14 protein-coding genes are annotated in these 16,527 nt (G+C 66.8%); 10 read left to right on the top strand and 4 right to left on the bottom strand.

Translation table 11 applies throughout. The features are described 5' to 3' along the window. Positions 1-52 precede the first annotated feature (52 nt). The 7 genes from AC6LJ5_RS10510 (at position 53) to AC6LJ5_RS10480 (ending at position 6,653) form a co-directional block, all read left to right on the top strand. A complete protein-coding gene (locus tag AC6LJ5_RS10510) occupies positions 53-958 on the top strand; it encodes a LysR family transcriptional regulator (protein WP_103274563.1) in 906 nt (301 codons plus the stop codon). Between the two features lie 107 nt (positions 959-1,065). Continuing rightward, positions 1,066-1,872 (top strand): putative hydro-lyase, encoded by an 807-nt coding sequence (locus AC6LJ5_RS10505; RefSeq protein WP_103274562.1) that lies wholly within the window; start codon positions 1,066-1,068, stop codon positions 1,870-1,872. A gap of 224 nt (positions 1,873-2,096) precedes the next feature. Next, a complete protein-coding gene (locus AC6LJ5_RS10500; protein WP_103274561.1) occupies positions 2,097-3,347 on the top strand; it encodes an ABC transporter substrate-binding protein in 1,251 nt (416 codons plus the stop codon). A gap of 54 nt (positions 3,348-3,401) precedes the next feature. Beyond that, positions 3,402-4,253, top strand: coding sequence for a branched-chain amino acid ABC transporter permease (locus tag AC6LJ5_RS10495; RefSeq protein WP_103274560.1), 852 nt, complete (start codon positions 3,402-3,404; stop codon positions 4,251-4,253). 7 nt (positions 4,254-4,260) lie between these two features. Beyond that, the gene (locus AC6LJ5_RS10490) at positions 4,261-5,238 is read left to right on the top strand and encodes a branched-chain amino acid ABC transporter permease (RefSeq protein WP_392411855.1); all 978 of its coding nucleotides are present in this window, start codon (positions 4,261-4,263) and stop codon (positions 5,236-5,238) included. Continuing rightward, the gene (locus tag AC6LJ5_RS10485; RefSeq protein WP_498140422.1) at positions 5,219-5,941 is read left to right on the top strand and encodes an ABC transporter ATP-binding protein; all 723 of its coding nucleotides are present in this window, start codon (positions 5,219-5,221) and stop codon (positions 5,939-5,941) included. The genes AC6LJ5_RS10490 and AC6LJ5_RS10485 overlap by 20 nt, the downstream gene beginning before the upstream one ends. A gap of 4 nt (positions 5,942-5,945) precedes the next feature. After that, complete coding sequence (locus tag AC6LJ5_RS10480) at positions 5,946-6,653, top strand: ABC transporter ATP-binding protein (protein WP_103274557.1); 708 nt, start codon at positions 5,946-5,948, stop codon at positions 6,651-6,653. A gap of 153 nt (positions 6,654-6,806) precedes the next feature. Here AC6LJ5_RS10480 and AC6LJ5_RS10475 read toward each other — a convergent pair whose 3' ends face one another. The 4 genes from AC6LJ5_RS10475 to AC6LJ5_RS10460 all read right to left on the bottom strand — a co-directional run bounded on the left by AC6LJ5_RS10475 (position 6,807) and on the right by AC6LJ5_RS10460 (position 10,990). Continuing rightward, positions 6,807-7,883, bottom strand: a complete 1,077-nt coding sequence (locus tag AC6LJ5_RS10475) for a porin (RefSeq protein WP_392413714.1) — start codon at positions 7,881-7,883, stop codon at positions 6,807-6,809. A gap of 330 nt (positions 7,884-8,213) precedes the next feature. Next, positions 8,214-9,515 carry a TRAP transporter large permease gene (locus tag AC6LJ5_RS10470; RefSeq protein WP_103274555.1) on the bottom strand — a complete coding sequence of 434 codons (1,302 nt, stop codon included), beginning with the start codon at positions 9,513-9,515 and terminating at the stop codon, positions 8,214-8,216. Beyond that, on the bottom strand, positions 9,508-10,008 hold the full coding sequence (locus AC6LJ5_RS10465; protein ID WP_103274554.1) for a TRAP transporter small permease: 501 nt from the start codon (positions 10,006-10,008) through the stop codon (positions 9,508-9,510). The genes AC6LJ5_RS10470 and AC6LJ5_RS10465 overlap by 8 nt, the downstream gene beginning before the upstream one ends. Positions 10,009-10,015: 7 nt before the next feature. Further along, positions 10,016-10,990 carry a TRAP transporter substrate-binding protein gene (locus AC6LJ5_RS10460; RefSeq protein WP_392413718.1) on the bottom strand — a complete coding sequence of 325 codons (975 nt, stop codon included), beginning with the start codon at positions 10,988-10,990 and terminating at the stop codon, positions 10,016-10,018. 342 nt (positions 10,991-11,332) lie between these two features. Between AC6LJ5_RS10460 and nudC the strand changes: the two genes are divergently transcribed. From nudC to AC6LJ5_RS10445, 3 genes are all read left to right on the top strand, one after another. Further along, a complete protein-coding gene (gene nudC / locus AC6LJ5_RS10455) occupies positions 11,333-12,100 on the top strand; it encodes an NAD(+) diphosphatase (protein WP_498140421.1) in 768 nt (255 codons plus the stop codon). A 131-nt stretch (positions 12,101-12,231) separates the two neighbouring features. Beyond that, positions 12,232-12,741 carry a winged helix DNA-binding protein gene (locus AC6LJ5_RS10450; protein WP_103274551.1) on the top strand — a complete coding sequence of 170 codons (510 nt, stop codon included), beginning with the start codon at positions 12,232-12,234 and terminating at the stop codon, positions 12,739-12,741. 99 nt (positions 12,742-12,840) lie between these two features. Next, complete coding sequence (locus tag AC6LJ5_RS10445) at positions 12,841-16,464, top strand: hydantoinase B/oxoprolinase family protein (RefSeq protein WP_498140420.1); 3,624 nt, start codon at positions 12,841-12,843, stop codon at positions 16,462-16,464. Positions 16,465-16,527 lie beyond the last annotated feature (63 nt).

The following is a 16,527-nucleotide window of genomic DNA, read 5'->3' as shown; positions in this document are numbered from 1 at the left end:
CGCGCCGTGCCGGCGCTAAGATGGCGGCTGTACCAGCCAGGGTCCGGACCCGATGATCGACCTGCGCAACATCGAGACGTTTTTCTGGGTGGCCACGCTGGGCGGCTTTCGCGCCGCCGCGGAAAAGCTCAGCGCCACCCAGCCCGCGATTTCCCAACGCATCGCCTCGCTCGAATCGGACCTGGGCGTGCGCCTGTTCGACCGCGACGTGCGTGGCATCAAGCTCACCGCCAAGGGGCGTGAACTGCTGTCCCACGCCGAGCGCATGCTGCAGATGCGGCGCGACATGCAGGAGGCCGCGCGCGCCAAGAGCGTGATGAGCGGCATGCTCAGGCTGGGCGTGTCCGAAACCATCGTCCATACCTGGTTGCCCAGGCTCATGGAGCACCTGCACGACGCCTATCCCGGGCTGATGGTGGAGATCCAGGTCGACACGACCACGGTGCTCAAGGCGCAGCTGGCCTCGCGCCAGATCGACCTGGCCTTCCTGCTCGGACCGATGGAAGAGCCCAGGGTCGAGAATCTGTACCTGTGCAATTACCCGCTCAGCTGGGTGGCCAGCCCCAAGCTCAAGGTCGGCCGCCAGCCGATCTCGCTCAGGCGGCTGGCCGAATGGCCCGTCATCACCTATCCCTCCACCACCGATCCGCACCGCGCGGCGCGGCAGATGCTGTTGCAGGCCGGTGTGGAGTCGCCGCGCATGTACGGCAGCTCGGCGCTCAGCGTGATCGTGCGCATGGCGCTGGACGGCATCGGCACGGCGCTGATCGCGCCGGTGATCCTGCGCCGCGAGCTGGCGCAGGGCGAGTTGCGGATCCTGGACGTGAAGGACGGCGAGGTGCCGCCGCTGCACTACACCGCCTGCTGGATGCAGGGGCCGGACAGCCAGGTGCCGCGCACCGTGGCCGAGGCGGCGCAGCAGATTGCGCGCGAGGAAGCGCAGCGCCATCCGGCATAACCCTGATAAGGATTTCTGATCGGGGTCTATCGCAACATGTGATTAGACGGACGCGGCGAGTTCCGGTGCAATGCTCCCCATACCAAACAAGCTTCAAGGGGATCAACATGAATGCAATCACCGTGGCGCGCGACAGCGTCGCGCTGGCCCGCCAGGCGCGGCTCGACGCCCGCAGCGGCCGGTTCACCGGCCCCACCGCCAACCTGGCGCCCGGCCATGTGCAGGCCAACCTGGCGATCCTGCCGCGCGCGCTGGCGGCCGACTTCCTGCATTTCTGCCAGCGCAATCCCAAGCCTTGTCCCTTGCTGGCCATGTCCGAGCCGGGCGATCCCTCGCTGCCGGAACTCGGGCAGGACATCGACATCCGCAGCGACATCCCGCGCTATCGCGTCTGGAAGCATGGCGAGCTGGTGGCCGAGCCCACCGACGTGCACGACTGGTGGCGCGACGACCTGGTGTCCTTCCTGATCGGCTGCTCGTTCTCGTTCGAGGAAGCCATGCTGGACAACGGCCTGCCCGTGCGTCACATCCAGCAGGGCTGCAACGTGCCCATGTACCGGACCAACGTGCCGACGCAGCGCGCCGGCGTGTTCGGCGGTCCCCTGGTCGTGTCCATGCGCCCCCTGAAGGCGGCGGACGCGATACGCGCCATCCAGGTCACTTCGCGTTTTCCCTCGGTGCATGGCGCGCCGGTGCATCTGGGTGATCCGTCCCTGATCGGTATCGCAGATATAGCCAAGCCCGACTACGGCGACGCGGTCGAGATCCTGCCGGGCGAGATTCCCGTGTTCTGGGCCTGCGGCGTCACGCCGCAGTCGGTGGTGGCTGCGGTCAAGCCGGAATTCTGCATCACCCACGCGCCGGGCCACATGCTGGTCACGGATCTGGTCAACAGCCAGATGGCGATACTTTGATATCTGAGCATAAGCCCCGCTAGCCAGCGGCGGCCTTAAGCGCTATTTTTGTTCTGCCTTCATAACGATCCATCAAAGGACAAGGGGAAAAGGCGACAACGAACGAGTGCCGGCATCTTCCGCGATCGCGGAGGAGGGCGTCTTGCCGCCGGACGAAACGTAACCAGGCGGGGCGTCCAGCCCCGTGCATGTTCAGCCATCAGGCTTATTCCGGGAGTTCAGTAATGAAGATGAAGCTCATTGCGGGTGTGGTCGCAAGTCTGGCCCTGTTGTCCGCCGTGCCGGCCTCGGCGCAGCAGAAGACCGTGCGCATCGGCGCGATCTATCCGCTGTCCGGCGCGCTGGCGTCCACCGGCGCCGAGATCAAGGCCGCGGTCGAGCTGGCCGTGGAGATCGTCAATAATCCGCATCCCGAACTGGAAGGCATCCCGCTGGCTGCCGGCAGCGGCTTGCCGGCACTGGGCGGGGCCAAGATCGAAGTGGTGTTCGGCGACTCCCAGGGCAAGCCGGAAGTCGGGCTGGCCGACGCCCAGCGCCTGATCGATCAGGAAAAGGTGGTGGCCCTGACCGGCGCCTACCAATCCGCCGTGACCAAGACCGCCAGCCGCATCGCCGAGCAGCGCGGCATTCCCTACCTGAACGGCGAGTCCAGCAGCCCGGATCTGACCGAGCGCGGCTACAAGTGGTTCTTCCGCACCTCGCCCAACGATGACACCTTCATCGAGAACATGATGCAGTTCCTGGACGGCGTGAAGGCCGTCCCGACCACCAAGATCGCGGTGGTGTACGAGAACACGGACTTCGGCGTGAACACCTACAAGGCCGTCGAGAAGTTCGCCAAGCAGTACAAGCGCGAGGTCGTGGCCAATATCGCCTATAGCGCCGGCTCGGCATCCGTGACCGCCGAGGTGCAGAAGCTGTCGGCGGCCAAGCCCGACGTGGCGATCTTCGCCAGCTACACGTCCGACGCCATGCTGTTCGTGCGCACCATGCGTGAGAGCAAGTACGCGCCGCCGGTGCTGCTGGCCAACGACGCCGGCTTCATCGATTCACGCTTCGTGCAGGAAGTCGGGCCGCAGGTGCAGGGCGTGCTGTCGCGCGATGTCTGGGGCAACGACGTGGCCGCGGCCAAGGCGGGACTCAAGAAGATCAACGACATGTACAAGGCCAAGACGGGCAAGGACCTGAACGGCAACAATGCGCGTTCCATGCAGGGCGTGCTGGTGCTGGCCGACGCCATCAACCGGGCCGGTTCCACCGATCCCGAGGCGATCCGCAAGGCGCTGGCCGCGACCGACCTGGGCGAATCGCAGGTGGCCATGCCCTGGGATGGCGTGAAGTTCGACGCCAAGGGGCAGAACACCAAGGGCGCCGGCCTGATCCTGGAACTGAAGGGCGCCGGCTACCAGACCGTGTGGCCGGAGAAGTACCGCTCGGACAAGAGCCTGCCCACGCTGCCGTTCAGCTGGAAATAAGCCGCATCACTTGCAAGCAGCGGCGGGGCGTCGCGCCCCCCGCAGGAGTCCCTCATGTTCGAAGCTCTCTCGGCAGGCCTGTTCAACGGCCTGATCTATGCCGCGGTGGCGGTGGGGCTGGCGCTGATCTGGGGCATCACCGACGTCATCAATTTCGCCCACGGCGAGTTCCTGATGCTCGGCATGTATGCCGCCTATTGGCTGTTCACCCTCGGTCATATCGATCCCACGATGTCCGCGCCGCTGGTCGCCATCGCGCTGGCCTTCGTCGGCTTCATGACCTACGCGCTCATCATCCGGCGGCTGCAGAAGGGGCCGGCCATGGCCATCATCCTGGCCACCTTCGGCCTGGGCCTGGTGCTGCGCCAGCTGGCCTTCATCGCCTTCAGCCCTGACTATCGCAGCCTGCCCGACACGCTGGTGTCCGGCAGCGTGTCGCTGGCCGGCGTCTCGCTGGGCCGTCCGCAGGTCGTCACCGGTCTGGTGGCGCTGCTGCTGGTGGCGGTGCTGTTCGTCCTGGTCTATCGCACGCGCTGGGGCCACGCCCTGCAGGCGGTGGCGGAAGACCGCCAGGTGGCGGCGCTGGTGGGCATATCGCCCGACCGCGTCAATGCCCAGGTCTGGATGCTGGGCAGCGCCGCGGTCGGCGTGGCGGGCGCGCTGCTGACCACGTTCTTCTACGTGTTTCCCTCGGTGGGCACGGTGTTCGGCCTGCTGGCCTTCGTGGCCGTGTGCATGGGCGGGTTCGGCTCCCTGCCGGGCGCGTTCATCGCCGGCATCCTGATCGGGATCATCGAGGCCATGACGGGCTACTTCGTCGCGCCGGCGCTGAAGACGGTGAGCGTGTTCATCCTGTTCATCCTGGTTCTCTGGTATCGGCCCAAGGGCCTGTTCGGACGGTGGTGAGATGGCGATGAACAAACCTGCTGATATTTCCACCTCGCCGAAATGGCCCTTGGCGGTGGCCGCGCTGCTGGCGCTTGGCCTGGCCCTAGTGCCCGCCGTGGTCACCGATTCCTTCACGCTGCAGGTGCTGCTGCTGGCGATCATGTTCGGCGCGCTGGGCGCGTGCTGGAACCTGGTCGGCGGCTTCCTGGGGCGGATCTCCTTCGGCCATGCCGTGTTCGTGGGCGTGGGCGGCTATACCACCTTGCTGCTGCTGCATCACCTGAAGCTCACGCCGCTGCTGGGCATCCCGCTGGGCGGGCTGATCAGCGCGGGCCTGGCCTGGCTGGTGGGCGGGCCGACGCTGCGCCTGTCGGGCCACTACTTCGCCATGGCCACCATCGCGCTGCTCCAGATCGGTCTGCTGCTGATGATCAACTGGGACTGGGCGGGCGGCGCCGTAGGGCTGGAGGCCCCGATCGGCGACGCGGCCTGGATGCTGCTGTTCCGCAGCAAGGTGCCGTACTACTGGATCGCCGTGGGCCTGGCGTTCCTGACGTTCTGCGCCACGTACTTCCTGGTGCATTCGAAGACCGGCTTCTACTGGCGCGCCATCAACGGCGACGAGGCCGCCGCGCGCAGCCTGGGCGTGGCCGCCGACCGCTACAAGATGCTGGCCTTCGTGCTGTCGGCCGGCATGACGGGCGTCTGGGGCGGATTCTTCGCCATGTACGTGGGCTTCATCGATCCGGAGTCCATGTTCAGCCTGACCATGTCGGTGCAGGTGGTGCTGGTGACGATCCTGGGCGGCGTGGGCACGCTGCTGGGTCCGTGGCTGGGGGCGGCCGTGCTGCTGCCCCTGTCGGAAGGCACGCGGGTGCTGTGGGGCAGTTCGGGCTTGGGCCTGGACCTGCTGATTTTCGGGCTGGCCATTCTGCTGGTCACCATGTTCCTGCCCGGTGGCCTGATTACCTTGAGGAAGCGCCATGGCTCTGCTGGACGTTGAGAATCTGACCAAGCGCTTCGGCGGCCTGGTGGCCAACAAGGACATCTCGCTGTCGGTGCAGGCCGGCGAGATCGTCGCCATCATCGGGCCGAACGGCGCGGGCAAGAGCACCCTGTTCAACGGACTGGTCGGCCATCACGAGCCCACCTCGGGCAAGGTGGTGTTCGACGGCCAGTCCATGGTCGGCAAGCGCCCCGAGCAGGTGGCGGCGATGGGGCTGGTGCGGACCTATCAGATCCCGCGCAGCTTCGGCCAGATGACGGTGCTGGAGAACGCCATGGTGGGCGCCTTGCTGCGTCATCCCCGGCTGCCGGACGCGCGCCGCGAATCCATGAAGGTGCTGGAGCTGGTGGGGCTGGCGGACCGCGCCGGCGTCAGGGCCGCCGAGCTGAACGTGGCCGGCCAGAAGCGCGTGGAGCTGGCGCGGGCGCTGGCCACCGAACCGCGCATGCTGTTGCTGGACGAGGTCGCCGGCGGCCTGAATCCGGCCGAGGCCATCGCGCTGGCCGAGATCCTGCGCGGCATCCACGCGGCGGGGGTCACGCTGATCATCGTCGAACACGTGCTGGAAGTGGTGATGCGGCTGGCGCAGCGCGTGCTGGTGCTGAATTTCGGACAGATGATCGCCGAGGGCGCGCCGCAGGACATCGTGCGCGACCCGGCCGTCATCGAAGCCTACCTGGGGAGGAAGCACCGTGCATGAGGCGATGCTGAAGATCGAGAACCTGAGCGTGTCCTATGGCGGCGTGCAGGCGGTGCGGGAGATTTCCCTGGAAGTGCGTCCCGGCGAGATCGCCGCGCTGCTCGGCGCCAACGGCGCCGGCAAGTCCAGCACGCTGCTGGCCACCGTGGGCTCGGTCAAGCCCAAGGCCGGCCGCGTCATCTTCGAGGGACGGGACATCACGGGCACGCCGCCCGACCGGCTGGTGACGCAGGGGATCGCCATGATCCCCGAGGGCGCGCGCGTGTTCGCGCGCCAGCCGGTGGAGCAGAACCTGCGGCTGGGCGCCTACACGGTGCGCGACGAGCGGGTCTATCGCGAGCGGCTGGAGCAGGTCTATGGCCTGTTTCCGCGTCTGAAGGAACGGCGCGAGCAGCTGGCGGGCACCATGTCGGGCGGCGAGCGCCAGATGCTGGCCATCGGCCGCGCGCTGATGAGCGGCCCCAGGCTGCTGCTGATCGACGAGCCCAGCCTGGGCCTGTCGCCGCTGCTGGTCGAGCAGGTGTTCGACGCGCTGGCCGCGCTCAATCGCGACCATGGCCTGTCGGTGCTGCTGGTCGAGCAGAATATGACGCAGGCGCTGGAGGTGGCGGCGCGCGCCTATGTGATGCAGAGCGGGCGGGTGGCGCTGTCCGGTTCGGCGGCAGAGCTGGCGGCGTCGGACGAGGTGCGCAAGGCGTATCTGGGGATGTGAAGGCGAGGGCGGCGTGAGCCGCTTTCCGGTCCAGCCACCCGCTCATCGGGCGGGTGGCCGGATGGCGGCCGGGCAAAGAAAAACCCCACCGCGCGAGCGGTGGGGTTTTCGTCTTCATGCGGCCGGGGGCGGGCCTTGAATCGCGGTTGGCGATCAGAAAATGTGGCGGATGCCCAGGCCGGTGCCGATCTGGCTGGTGCGGCCGGAGATATCGCCGGTGGAAGCGTCGCGGACCTTGTTGTAGTCCACGGTGCCGTACACCTGGGTGCGCTTGGACAGCGCGTACTCGGCAACGGCCACCAGGGCGTAGCGTTTGCCCTTGTCGCCGTCGACCACGACGTTCTTGGCCTGGTCGTAATAGGCGGCGCCGGTAATGGTCCAGCGCGGGGTGGCCTGCCAGCTGGCGCCCAGGAAGTAGCCGTTGTCCTTGCGATCCAGGGTGCTGGCCGTGTCCACAGTGCGGCCCATGACGGCGTTGGTCCAGTTCGTCTGGTCCTTGCCGTTGAAATAGCCGGCGAAGACCTTGACGACTTCGAACTGATACGAAGCGCTCAGGTTCCAGACTTGCTGACGCTTGTCGGAGTTGCCGGCGTCAAAGGTCTTCTGGAACGCGCCGCCCAGGCCGAGCTGGCCGATCGTGTAGCGCAGGCTGATACCCATCTGCTGGCCGGCGGCGCGGTCCTTCCAGCTATCGCCGTTGGACCACTGGCCGATCACGGCCAGGTCGCCCAGCGTATTCGCGTAGCGGACGGCATTGTTCGCGCGCACGCGGCCCATGGCGGCGGGCAGCCACGAGTTCTCGTTGTAGTTACCCACGGTCAGCGGGTCGAAGTAGTCGGCCATCAGGTCCTGGATGACCGTGTTCTGCAGGCCCAGCGTGAGCGCGCCGATCTTGCCGCCGTCCAGGCCGACGTAGGCCAGGCGGTTGAAGGTCTTGCCCGAATCGGACGCCTTGCCGTTCTGCACGTTGAAGCCTTGCTCCAGGCGGAAGAAGGCGCGGTTGCCGTCGCCCAGGTCTTCCGAGCCGCGCAGGCCCCAGCGGCTGTTGGAAATGGCGCCGTTTTCCATCGAGAGGCGGCTGCCGTTGGCGCCGGTCGCGCCATCGCTGGTGTTGACATAGCGCATGCTGACGTCGGCGATGCCGTACAGGGTCACGCTGGTCTCGGCGGCCGCGGTGCCGGCGGCCAGGCCCAGGCCTGCGGCGGCGAGAGTGAGGGTAATGCGTTTCACGAAGACTTCTCCTTTGTCATTTCTGTTATTAGAGCGCCGGGCTTGTGGCTCGACATGTTGCGTCTGGCTGATCGTCAGGCGCTGGGCCCATGCACCGACGCTGGGATGAGCGCGGGTCCGGAGCAGGGGTCCAAGGGGCTTGAGCGCGCCATCGTTGTGCAACCTCTAGCGCCCTGGAATTCTAAAAAGGTTACGAACGGTATGGGCGGATTAATCTTTTCGCGTTTTCCCTGGGTTTACAGGATTTGAAAAAGTGACATTGCGCGGACAATCACGTAATTGTTCAAAAAAAACCCTGCAACTGGTGCAGGGTTTTTGAGCGGTCGGGGATCAAAGCGTCATGTGCTGGGGCAGCCACGTCGCTATGCCGGGCAGCACGTACAGCAGCAGCACCGCCAGGATCATCAGGAAGAACATCGGCAGCGAGGCGCGGGCGATATAGGGCAATTCGCGCCCGCTCATGCCTGACAGCACGAACAGGTTGAAACCCACCGGCGGCGTGATCTGTGCCATTTCCACCACGAAAACGATGAAGATGCCGAACCAGATCAGGTCGATGCCGGCCGCCTGCACCGTGGGCAGCAGCACGCCCATGGTCAGCACCACGATGGAGATGCCGTCCAGGAAGCAGCCCAGGATGATGAAGAACACCATCAGCGCCATGATCAGACCGAATTGCGACAGGCCCAGTCCGCCGATCCATTCGGCCAGTGCGCGCGGCAGGCCGATGTAGCCCATGGCCAGCGTGAGGAACTGCGCGCCCGCCAGGATCAGCGCGATCATGCAGTACAGCCGGGTGGCGCCCAGCAGCGATTGCATGAAGGTCGAGCGGTTCAGCGAGCCTTGCAGCGCCGACAGGATCAGCGCGCCCACCACGCCCACGGCCGCCGCCTCGGTGGCGGTGGCGATGCCGGTGTAGATCGAGCCCAGCACCGCGCCGATCAGCAGCATGACCGGAATCAGGTGGCGCGAACGCGACAGCTTCTCGCGGAACGTCAGGCCCGGATCGGCCGCCGGCACTTCGCCCGGATTGCGGATCGCCCACCAGGCGATGTAGCCCATGAACAACAGCGCGAGCAGGATGCCCGGCACGATGCCGGCGATGAACAGCTTGGCGATGGAGACATCCGCCGCCACGCCGTAGACGATCATGATGATCGACGGCGGGATCAGGAGGCCCAGCGTGCCGGCGCCCGACAGCGTGCCCAGGATCTTGGATTCCGGATAGCCGCGGCGCGTCAGTTCGGGGATGGTCATCTTGCCGACGGTGGCGCAGGTGGCCGCCGACGAGCCCGAGACCGCCGCGAAGATCGCGCAGCCGATCACGTTGGTGTGCAGCAGCCGCCCGGGCAGCCGGTTCAGCCAGGGCGCGAGGCCCTTGAACAGGTCTTCCGACAGGCGGGTGCGGAACAGGATCTCGCCCATCCACAGGAACAGGGGCAGGGCGGTGAGGGTCCAGCTGGACGCGGCGCCCCAGATCGTGACGGCCATGGCGTCGCCGGCCGGACGGCTGGAGAAGATCTCCATGCCGATCCAGGCGGTGCCGGCCAGGGTCAGGCCGACCCAGACGCCGCAGCCCAGCAGCGCGAAGATCGAGACTACCAGCAGGGTGATGACGAGAAGTTCATTCATGGGTTTGCTGCGAAGTAGCGGCGGCGATGCCGCGCGAGCGCCGGACCAGCTCATCGAGCAGGGCGACCAGGAACAGGACCGTGCCCACGGCCATGCTGATCTGGGGAATCCAGAGCGGCGTGGCGTCGTTGGACGTGGAGACGTCGTTGAATTGCCAGGAGTCGTAGGTCAGCTTGACGCTGAAGAAGGCGAACGCGGCGGCCAGCAGGCAGCCCACGGCCAGCGCGAAGATGTCCAGGCGGCGGCTGCCGGCGGGCGACAGCGAGTTCAACAGCAGCGTGACGCGGATGTGTTCGCCGTGCTTGAAGGTGCTGGCCAGCGCCAGGAAGCCGGCCGCGGCCATGAAGTAGCCGGCATAGGCGTCCGTGCCGGGGATGTTCAGGCTGAGCTGGCGCGCGATGATGGCGGCCAGCACCGAGACCAGCACGCCGACGGTGCACAGGCCGGCCAGCAGGCCGGCCGCGCCGTATAGAGAGTCCAGAAAGCGGCGCATGGCGATATCACTGCTTCCGGTAGGCGTCGATCATGGCCTGGCCGTCGGCGCCGGCCTTCTTGAGCCAGTCATCCAGCATGCGCTTGCCGATCACGGACAGGCCTTCCTTCAGCTCCACCGTGGGCTTGACGGTTTCCATGCCATTCTTGGCCAGCTCTTCCTGATACCACTTGTTCTTTTCCTGCGACAGCTTCCAGCCGCGTTCCTCGGCCTGCGCGCCGGCCTTCTTCAGCGCGTCCTGCGTGGCGGGATCGAGCGCGTCGAACGCCTTCTTGTTGACGATGACCGCGTTCTTCGGCAGCCAGGCCTGGGTGTCGTAGAACTTCTTGATGTACTCGTAGGTCTTGGTGTCGTAGCCGGTGGACGCCGAGGACATGTAGGAATCGATCACGCCGGTGGCCATGGCCTGGGCCAGTTCGGCCTGCTGCACCGTGACGGGCTGGGCGCCGACCAGTTCGGCGATCTTGGCCGTCACCGGGCTGTAGGCGCGCCACTTCAGGCCCTTCATGTCGGAGATCTGCTTGATGTCCTTGTTGGCGAAAATGCCCTGGGGCGGCCAGGCCACCGCGTACAGCAGCGTCATGCCTTGCGAGTTGAGCTTCTTTTCCAGGAACGGCTTCTGCGCCTGGTAGAGCTTGAACGAGGCGTCGTAGCCGGTGGCCAGGAAGGGCAGGCCGTCCAGCTCGTATAGCGGGTCTTCGTTGGCGAAGTTGGTCAAGAGGATCTCGCCGATCTGGGCCTGATTGCCTTGCACCGCGCGCTTGATCTCGGGGGCCTTGTACAGCGAGGCGTTGTTGTGCAGCGTGATCTTCAGCTTGCCGCCCGACAGGCTATCCACGTCCTTGACGAAGTTGGTCAGGTTCTCGACGTGGAAGTTGCTCGCCGGGTAGGCGCTGGGCAGGTCCCACTTGGTCTGGGCCTGTGCGCCCGCGCTGAATGCCAGGACGATGCTGCCGGCCAGCAGCGAGATTTTCTTGTGCATGGGGTGGTCCTTCTGTGCGGTGATATAGACGGGGCAAGGCCCCGGTTGGCATGGCGGAAAAGAGCTGGCGTGGATGACACGCCGCTGAAAAGCGCAGTCATTCTATGTTGCCGGCCGGTCACGGCGAGCAGGCAAATGTTGAATTTACGGGTTATTCCTAGGCGTTGCGGCGCGCGCCCGCGCATGAATCCAACACATGGTCCGCAATGCGCGGCCGACATCGCGTGTGCTTGCGGTTCTGGCGAACTGTCCGGCGCGCGAGGCATGCATGCGATTGGCATCGAAGCCTGCTTGCCAAGTGAATAAAATTCCAGCACCCGCTACGCCATACAGGGGCCTGGAGTGAACTTCGTTTTTCGCCGTGATGAATTGCTGGTCGTGGAAGAGACCGGCGTATTGCCCGACGCGCAGGTGTGCGCGGGTCTGGGCCTGCCGCCGCAGGCGCTGCAACCTGTCTGGCTGGATCCCGGCGCGCCGCAGCGCGCCGCGCACGTCGAGCCCGGTATCGAAGCGCCGCAAGGCTATGCCTTCCGCAAGCTGCGCGGCCTGTTCGGCGTGCTGGACGATCACGGCATGGCCCAGGCCGGTCGCGCCTATCAGATCGCCGAGTGGGCGCGCACGCACCGCTATTGCGGCGCCTGCGGCACGCCGGCCGAGCGCGTGGCGGGCGAGTTCTGCCTGCGCTGCCCGGCCTGTGGTCATAGCGCCTATCCGCGCATCTCGCCGGCCATGATGGTGCTGGTGCGCCATGGCGACCGCATCCTGCTGGCGCGGCATGCCGGGCGCATCTCGGCGATCTATACCGCGCTGGCCGGCTTCGTCGAGCCGGGCGAGAGCATCGAGCAGACCGTGCACCGCGAGGTCTACGAGGAAGTCGGCCTGAAGGTTGGCAACCTGCGCTACTTCGGCAGCCAGTCCTGGCCCTTCCCGAATTCGCTGATGATCGCCTACACGGCCGACTATGTGTCCGGCGAGATCCGCGTGCAGGAGGACGAGATCCTCGAGGCGCGCTGGTTCGGTCCCGGCGATCCCATGCCCGAGATCGCAGGGCGCGTGTCTATCGCGGGCGCGCTGATTCGCGCCCACATGCCGCTGGGCTGGGCCGGCTAGTCGCAAAACGGCATTTTTTCTAGGGGTATTCCCTTGAAAGGGGCATTTCCATTCGTGCCCTAGTTATTTTTTATTGATGAAATGTAGATAAATTATTAGTATTTTGAGGACATGAACTCCGCCAGCCAGCCATGACCTCAACCTTGATCGCCGCCTCCGCCCATCTGGCAGGGGGCAGTTCGCCCGATCTGTCCGAAGTCGAATTCGGCCTGATGATCGCCGGCCACGCGTTCGACCGATGGATCGTGCGCTGCATGGCGGCGGCCGGGCTGCCGGACCTGACGCGCACCGACGTGATGGTTTTTCACCACGTGTACCACCGGCAGCGGCCGAAGAAGCTGGCCGACATCTGCTTCACCCTCAATGTCGAGGACACGCACATCGTCAGCTACGCGCTGAAGAAGCTCGAGCGCCTGGGCATGGTGCAGGGCGAGCGCGCCAGCAAGGAAGTGTTCTACAGCGTCACCGAGGAAGGTTCGACGGTGCTCAAGCGCTACGCGGAAATCCGCGAGCAGTGCCTGACCTCCGGCCTGAACGGCCCGGGCGGCGGCGGACTGGAGTTCAGCCGCCAGCTCGCGCATACGCTGCGCGCGCTGTCCGGCCTGTACGACCAGGCCGCGCGTGCGGCGACTTCCCTCTGATCCCGATCACCCGAATACGGCGCGGAGCCCGCTCCGCCGCCCGCAGCATCCGCCGGCATCGCCGCCGCGGCAATTTTTGTTTTCAAGGACTACCTGATCATGAAGTGGCAATTCTGGATTGACCGTGGGGGCACGTTCACCGACATCGTGGCGCGTCGTCCCGACGGCAGCACCACGACCGCGAAGATGCTGTCGGAAAACCCCGAGCAGTACCGCGACGCCGCCGTGGCGGGCATCCGCAAGCTGTTGGGCATCGCGCCGGGCCAGCCCGTGCCGGCCGAGCAGGTCGAGTGCGTGAAGATGGGCACCACGGTGGCCACCAACGCGCTGCTGGAGCGCAAGGGCGAGCGCACGTTGCTGGTCACCACCAAGGGCTTTCGCGACGGGCTGCGCATCGCTTATCAGAACCGTCCGCGCCTGTTCGACCGCAACGTCGTGCTGCCGGAAATGCTCTATGAGTCCGTGGTCGAGGCCGACGAGCGCATGGACGCCGAGGGCAAGCTGGTGCGCGGGCTGGACGAGGAAGGCCTGCGCGCGGCCATGCGCGCCGCCCATGACAGCGGCATCCGCGCGGTCGCCATCGTGTTCATGCATGCCTGGAAGGCGCCCGAGCACGAGCAGCGCGCCGCCCGCATCGCCCGCGAGCTGGGTTTCACGCAGGTGTCGGCCTCGCACGAGGTCAGCCCGCTGATCAAGTACGTGTCGCGTGGCGACACCACCGTGGTGGACGCCTATCTGTCGCCCATCCTCAAGCGCTATGTCGACCAGGTGGCCGGCGAGCTGCCCGGCATCCGCCTGATGTTCATGCAGTCCAGCGGCGGCCTGACCGACGCGCACCGCTTCCGTGGCAAGGACGCCATCCTGTCCGGCCCGGCCGGCGGCATCGTCGGCATGGTGCGCACCAGCGAACAGGCCGGCTTCCCCAAGGTGATCGGCTTTGACATGGGCGGCACGTCCACCGACGTATCGCACTACGCCGGCGAATTCGAGCGCGAGTTCGAGACCCAGGTGGCCGGCGTGCGCATGCGCGCGCCCATGATGAGCATCCACACGGTCGCGGCCGGCGGCGGTTCCATCCTGCATTTCGATGGCGCGCGCCTGCGTGTCGGCCCTGATTCGGCCGGCGCCAATCCCGGCCCCGCCTGCTACCGCCGTGGCGGCCCGCTGGCGGTGACCGACTGCAACGTGCTGCTGGGCAAGATCCAGCCCGACTTCTTCCCCAAGGTGTTCGGCCCCGAGGCCAATGAGCCGCTGGACCGCGACGCCGTGGTGGCGCGCTTCACGGCCATGGCCGACGAGGTGCGGACGGCCACCGGGCGCGAGATGACGCCCGAGCAGCTGGCCGAAGGCTTCCTGGAAATCGCCGTGGGCAACATGGCCGAGGCCATCAAGCGCATTTCGGTGCAGCGCGGCCACGACGTGACCGAGTACGCGCTGACCACCTTTGGCGGCGCCGGCGGGCAGCACGCCTGCCTGGTGGCCGACGCCCTGGGCATGACCACGGTGTTCGCGCACCCGCTGGGTGGCGTGCTGTCGGCCTATGGCATGGGCCTGGCCGACCAGACCGACATGCGCCAGAAAACCGTCGAGCAGGTGCTGGACGCCGCGCTGATGCAGACGCTGGCCGGTGAGCTGGACGAGCTGGCCGGACAGGCCGTGGGCGAACTGCGGCGCCAGCACGTGGCCGAGGCCGACATTTCCGTGCAGCGTCGCCTGCACCTGAAGTACCAGGGCACCGACACCTCGCTCGAAGTGCCGTTCGGCACGCTGGAGCAGGCGCGCCAGGACTTCGAGGCGGCCTACCGCCTGCGCTACTCCTTCCTGATGCCCGACCGGGCGCTGGTGGTCGAGACCATTTCGGTCGAAGCCACCGGCGGCGGCGAGCGCGTGGACGGCGCCTCGGTGGCGCAGACCCGCGACGCCGCGCTGGCGCCCAGCCGCCAGGTCCGCATGTACAGCGGCGGCGCCTGGCGCGACGTGCCGCTCTATGTGCGCGAGGCGCTGGCGGGCGGCGACAAGGTCGCCGGCCCGGCCATCATCTCCGAGCCCAACCAGACCACGGTCGTCGAAGCCGGCTGGCAGGCCGAGCTGACCGGGCAGGACAACATCGTGCTGCGCCGCGTCGAGGCGCGTCCCGAGCGCCGCGCCATCGGCACCCAGGCCGATCCGGTCATGCTGGAGGTCTTCAACAACCTCTTCATGTCCATCGCCGAGCAGATGGGCTACCGCCTGCAGAACACCGCGTACTCGGTGAACATCAAGGAACGCCTGGACTTCTCCTGCGCGATCTTCGACGCCCAGGCCCGCCTGATCGCCAACGCGCCCCACATGCCCGTGCACCTGGGCTCCATGGGCGAGTCGGTGCGCACCGTGATGAACGCCAACCGTGGCCGCATGATGCCGGGCGACGCGTATGTGGTGAACGATCCCTACCACGGCGGCACGCACCTGCCCGACGTGACGGTCATCACCCCGGTGTTCGACCGGGGCGGCAAGGAAATCCTGTTCTACGTCGGCTCTCGCGGCCACCACGCCGACATCGGCGGGACCACGCCGGGCTCGATGCCGCCGGATTCGCGCACGGTCGAGGACGAAGGCGTGCTCTTCACCAATTTCCAATTGGTCAAGAACGGCGAGCTGCGCGAGCAGGCCGCCCGCGACATCCTCGGCTCGGGGCGCTGGCCGGCGCGCAATCCGGACCAGAACATCGCCGACATGCGCGCGCAGATCGCCGCCAACGAAAAGGGCGTGCAGGAACTGCTGCGCATGTGCGATCACTTCGGCCTGGACGTGGTGCGTGCCTACATGGGGCACGTGCAGGACAACGCCGAGGAAGCGGTGCGCCGCGTGATCTCGGTGCTGAAGAATGGCCGCTACGAGTACCCGCTGGACAACGGCGCGGTGATCAAGGTGGAAGTGCGGGTGGACAATGCGGCGCGCAGCGCCGTGGTGGACTTCACCGGCACCTCGCCGCAGCTGGACAACAACTTCAACGCGCCGGGCGCCATCGCCGTGGCCGCGGTGCTGTATGTGTTCCGCACCCTGGTCAACGACGACATTCCGCTGAACGACGGCTGCCTGGTGCCGCTGTCCATCGTGCTGCCGGAAGGCTCGATGCTGCGCCCCAACTCGCCGGCTTCGGTGGTGGCGGGCAACGTGGAAACGTCCATGTGCATCGTCAACGCGCTGTATGGCGCGCTGGGCGTGCTGGCCTCCAGCCAGGGCACGATGAACAACTTCACGTTCGGCAACGCGCGTCACCAGTACTACGAGACCATCTCGGGTGGTACCGGGGCCGGTCCGGTCCGCATCGACGCGGCCGGACCGCGCGACGAGGGTTTCGCCGGCACCTCGGTGGTGCAGGCGCATATGACCAACTCGCGCCTGACCGATCCGGAAGTGCTGGAGTTCCGTTTCCCGGTGCGGCTGGAATCGTATGAGATCCGTCATGGCTCCGGGGGCGGCGGTCGCTATCCGGGCGGCGACGGCGGCGTTCGCCGCATGCGCTTCCTGGAGGACATGACGGCCGCGATCCTGTCGAACAACCGCCTGCACGCGCCGTTTGGCCTGTCGGGCGGCCAGCCCGGCGCCATGGGCCGCAACTATGTCGAGCGGGCCGACGGCACGGTGCAGCCGCTGGGTCCGCAGGACAGCGCCCAGCTGCGTCCGGGCGATGTGTTCGTGGTGGAAACGCCGGGAGGCGGCGGCTACGGCGCGCTGTAGGCGCTGGGCGGCAGCCTCGGGCGCCGCTCGCGGGAAGCGTCAGGCTTCCCGCGAGCGGCGCTT

It is taken from the genome of Achromobacter sp. 1011791174 (assembly GCF_059760925.1).
The sequence above is the reverse complement of the archived record's forward strand: the minus strand, read 5'-3'. Positions and strand labels throughout refer to the sequence as shown.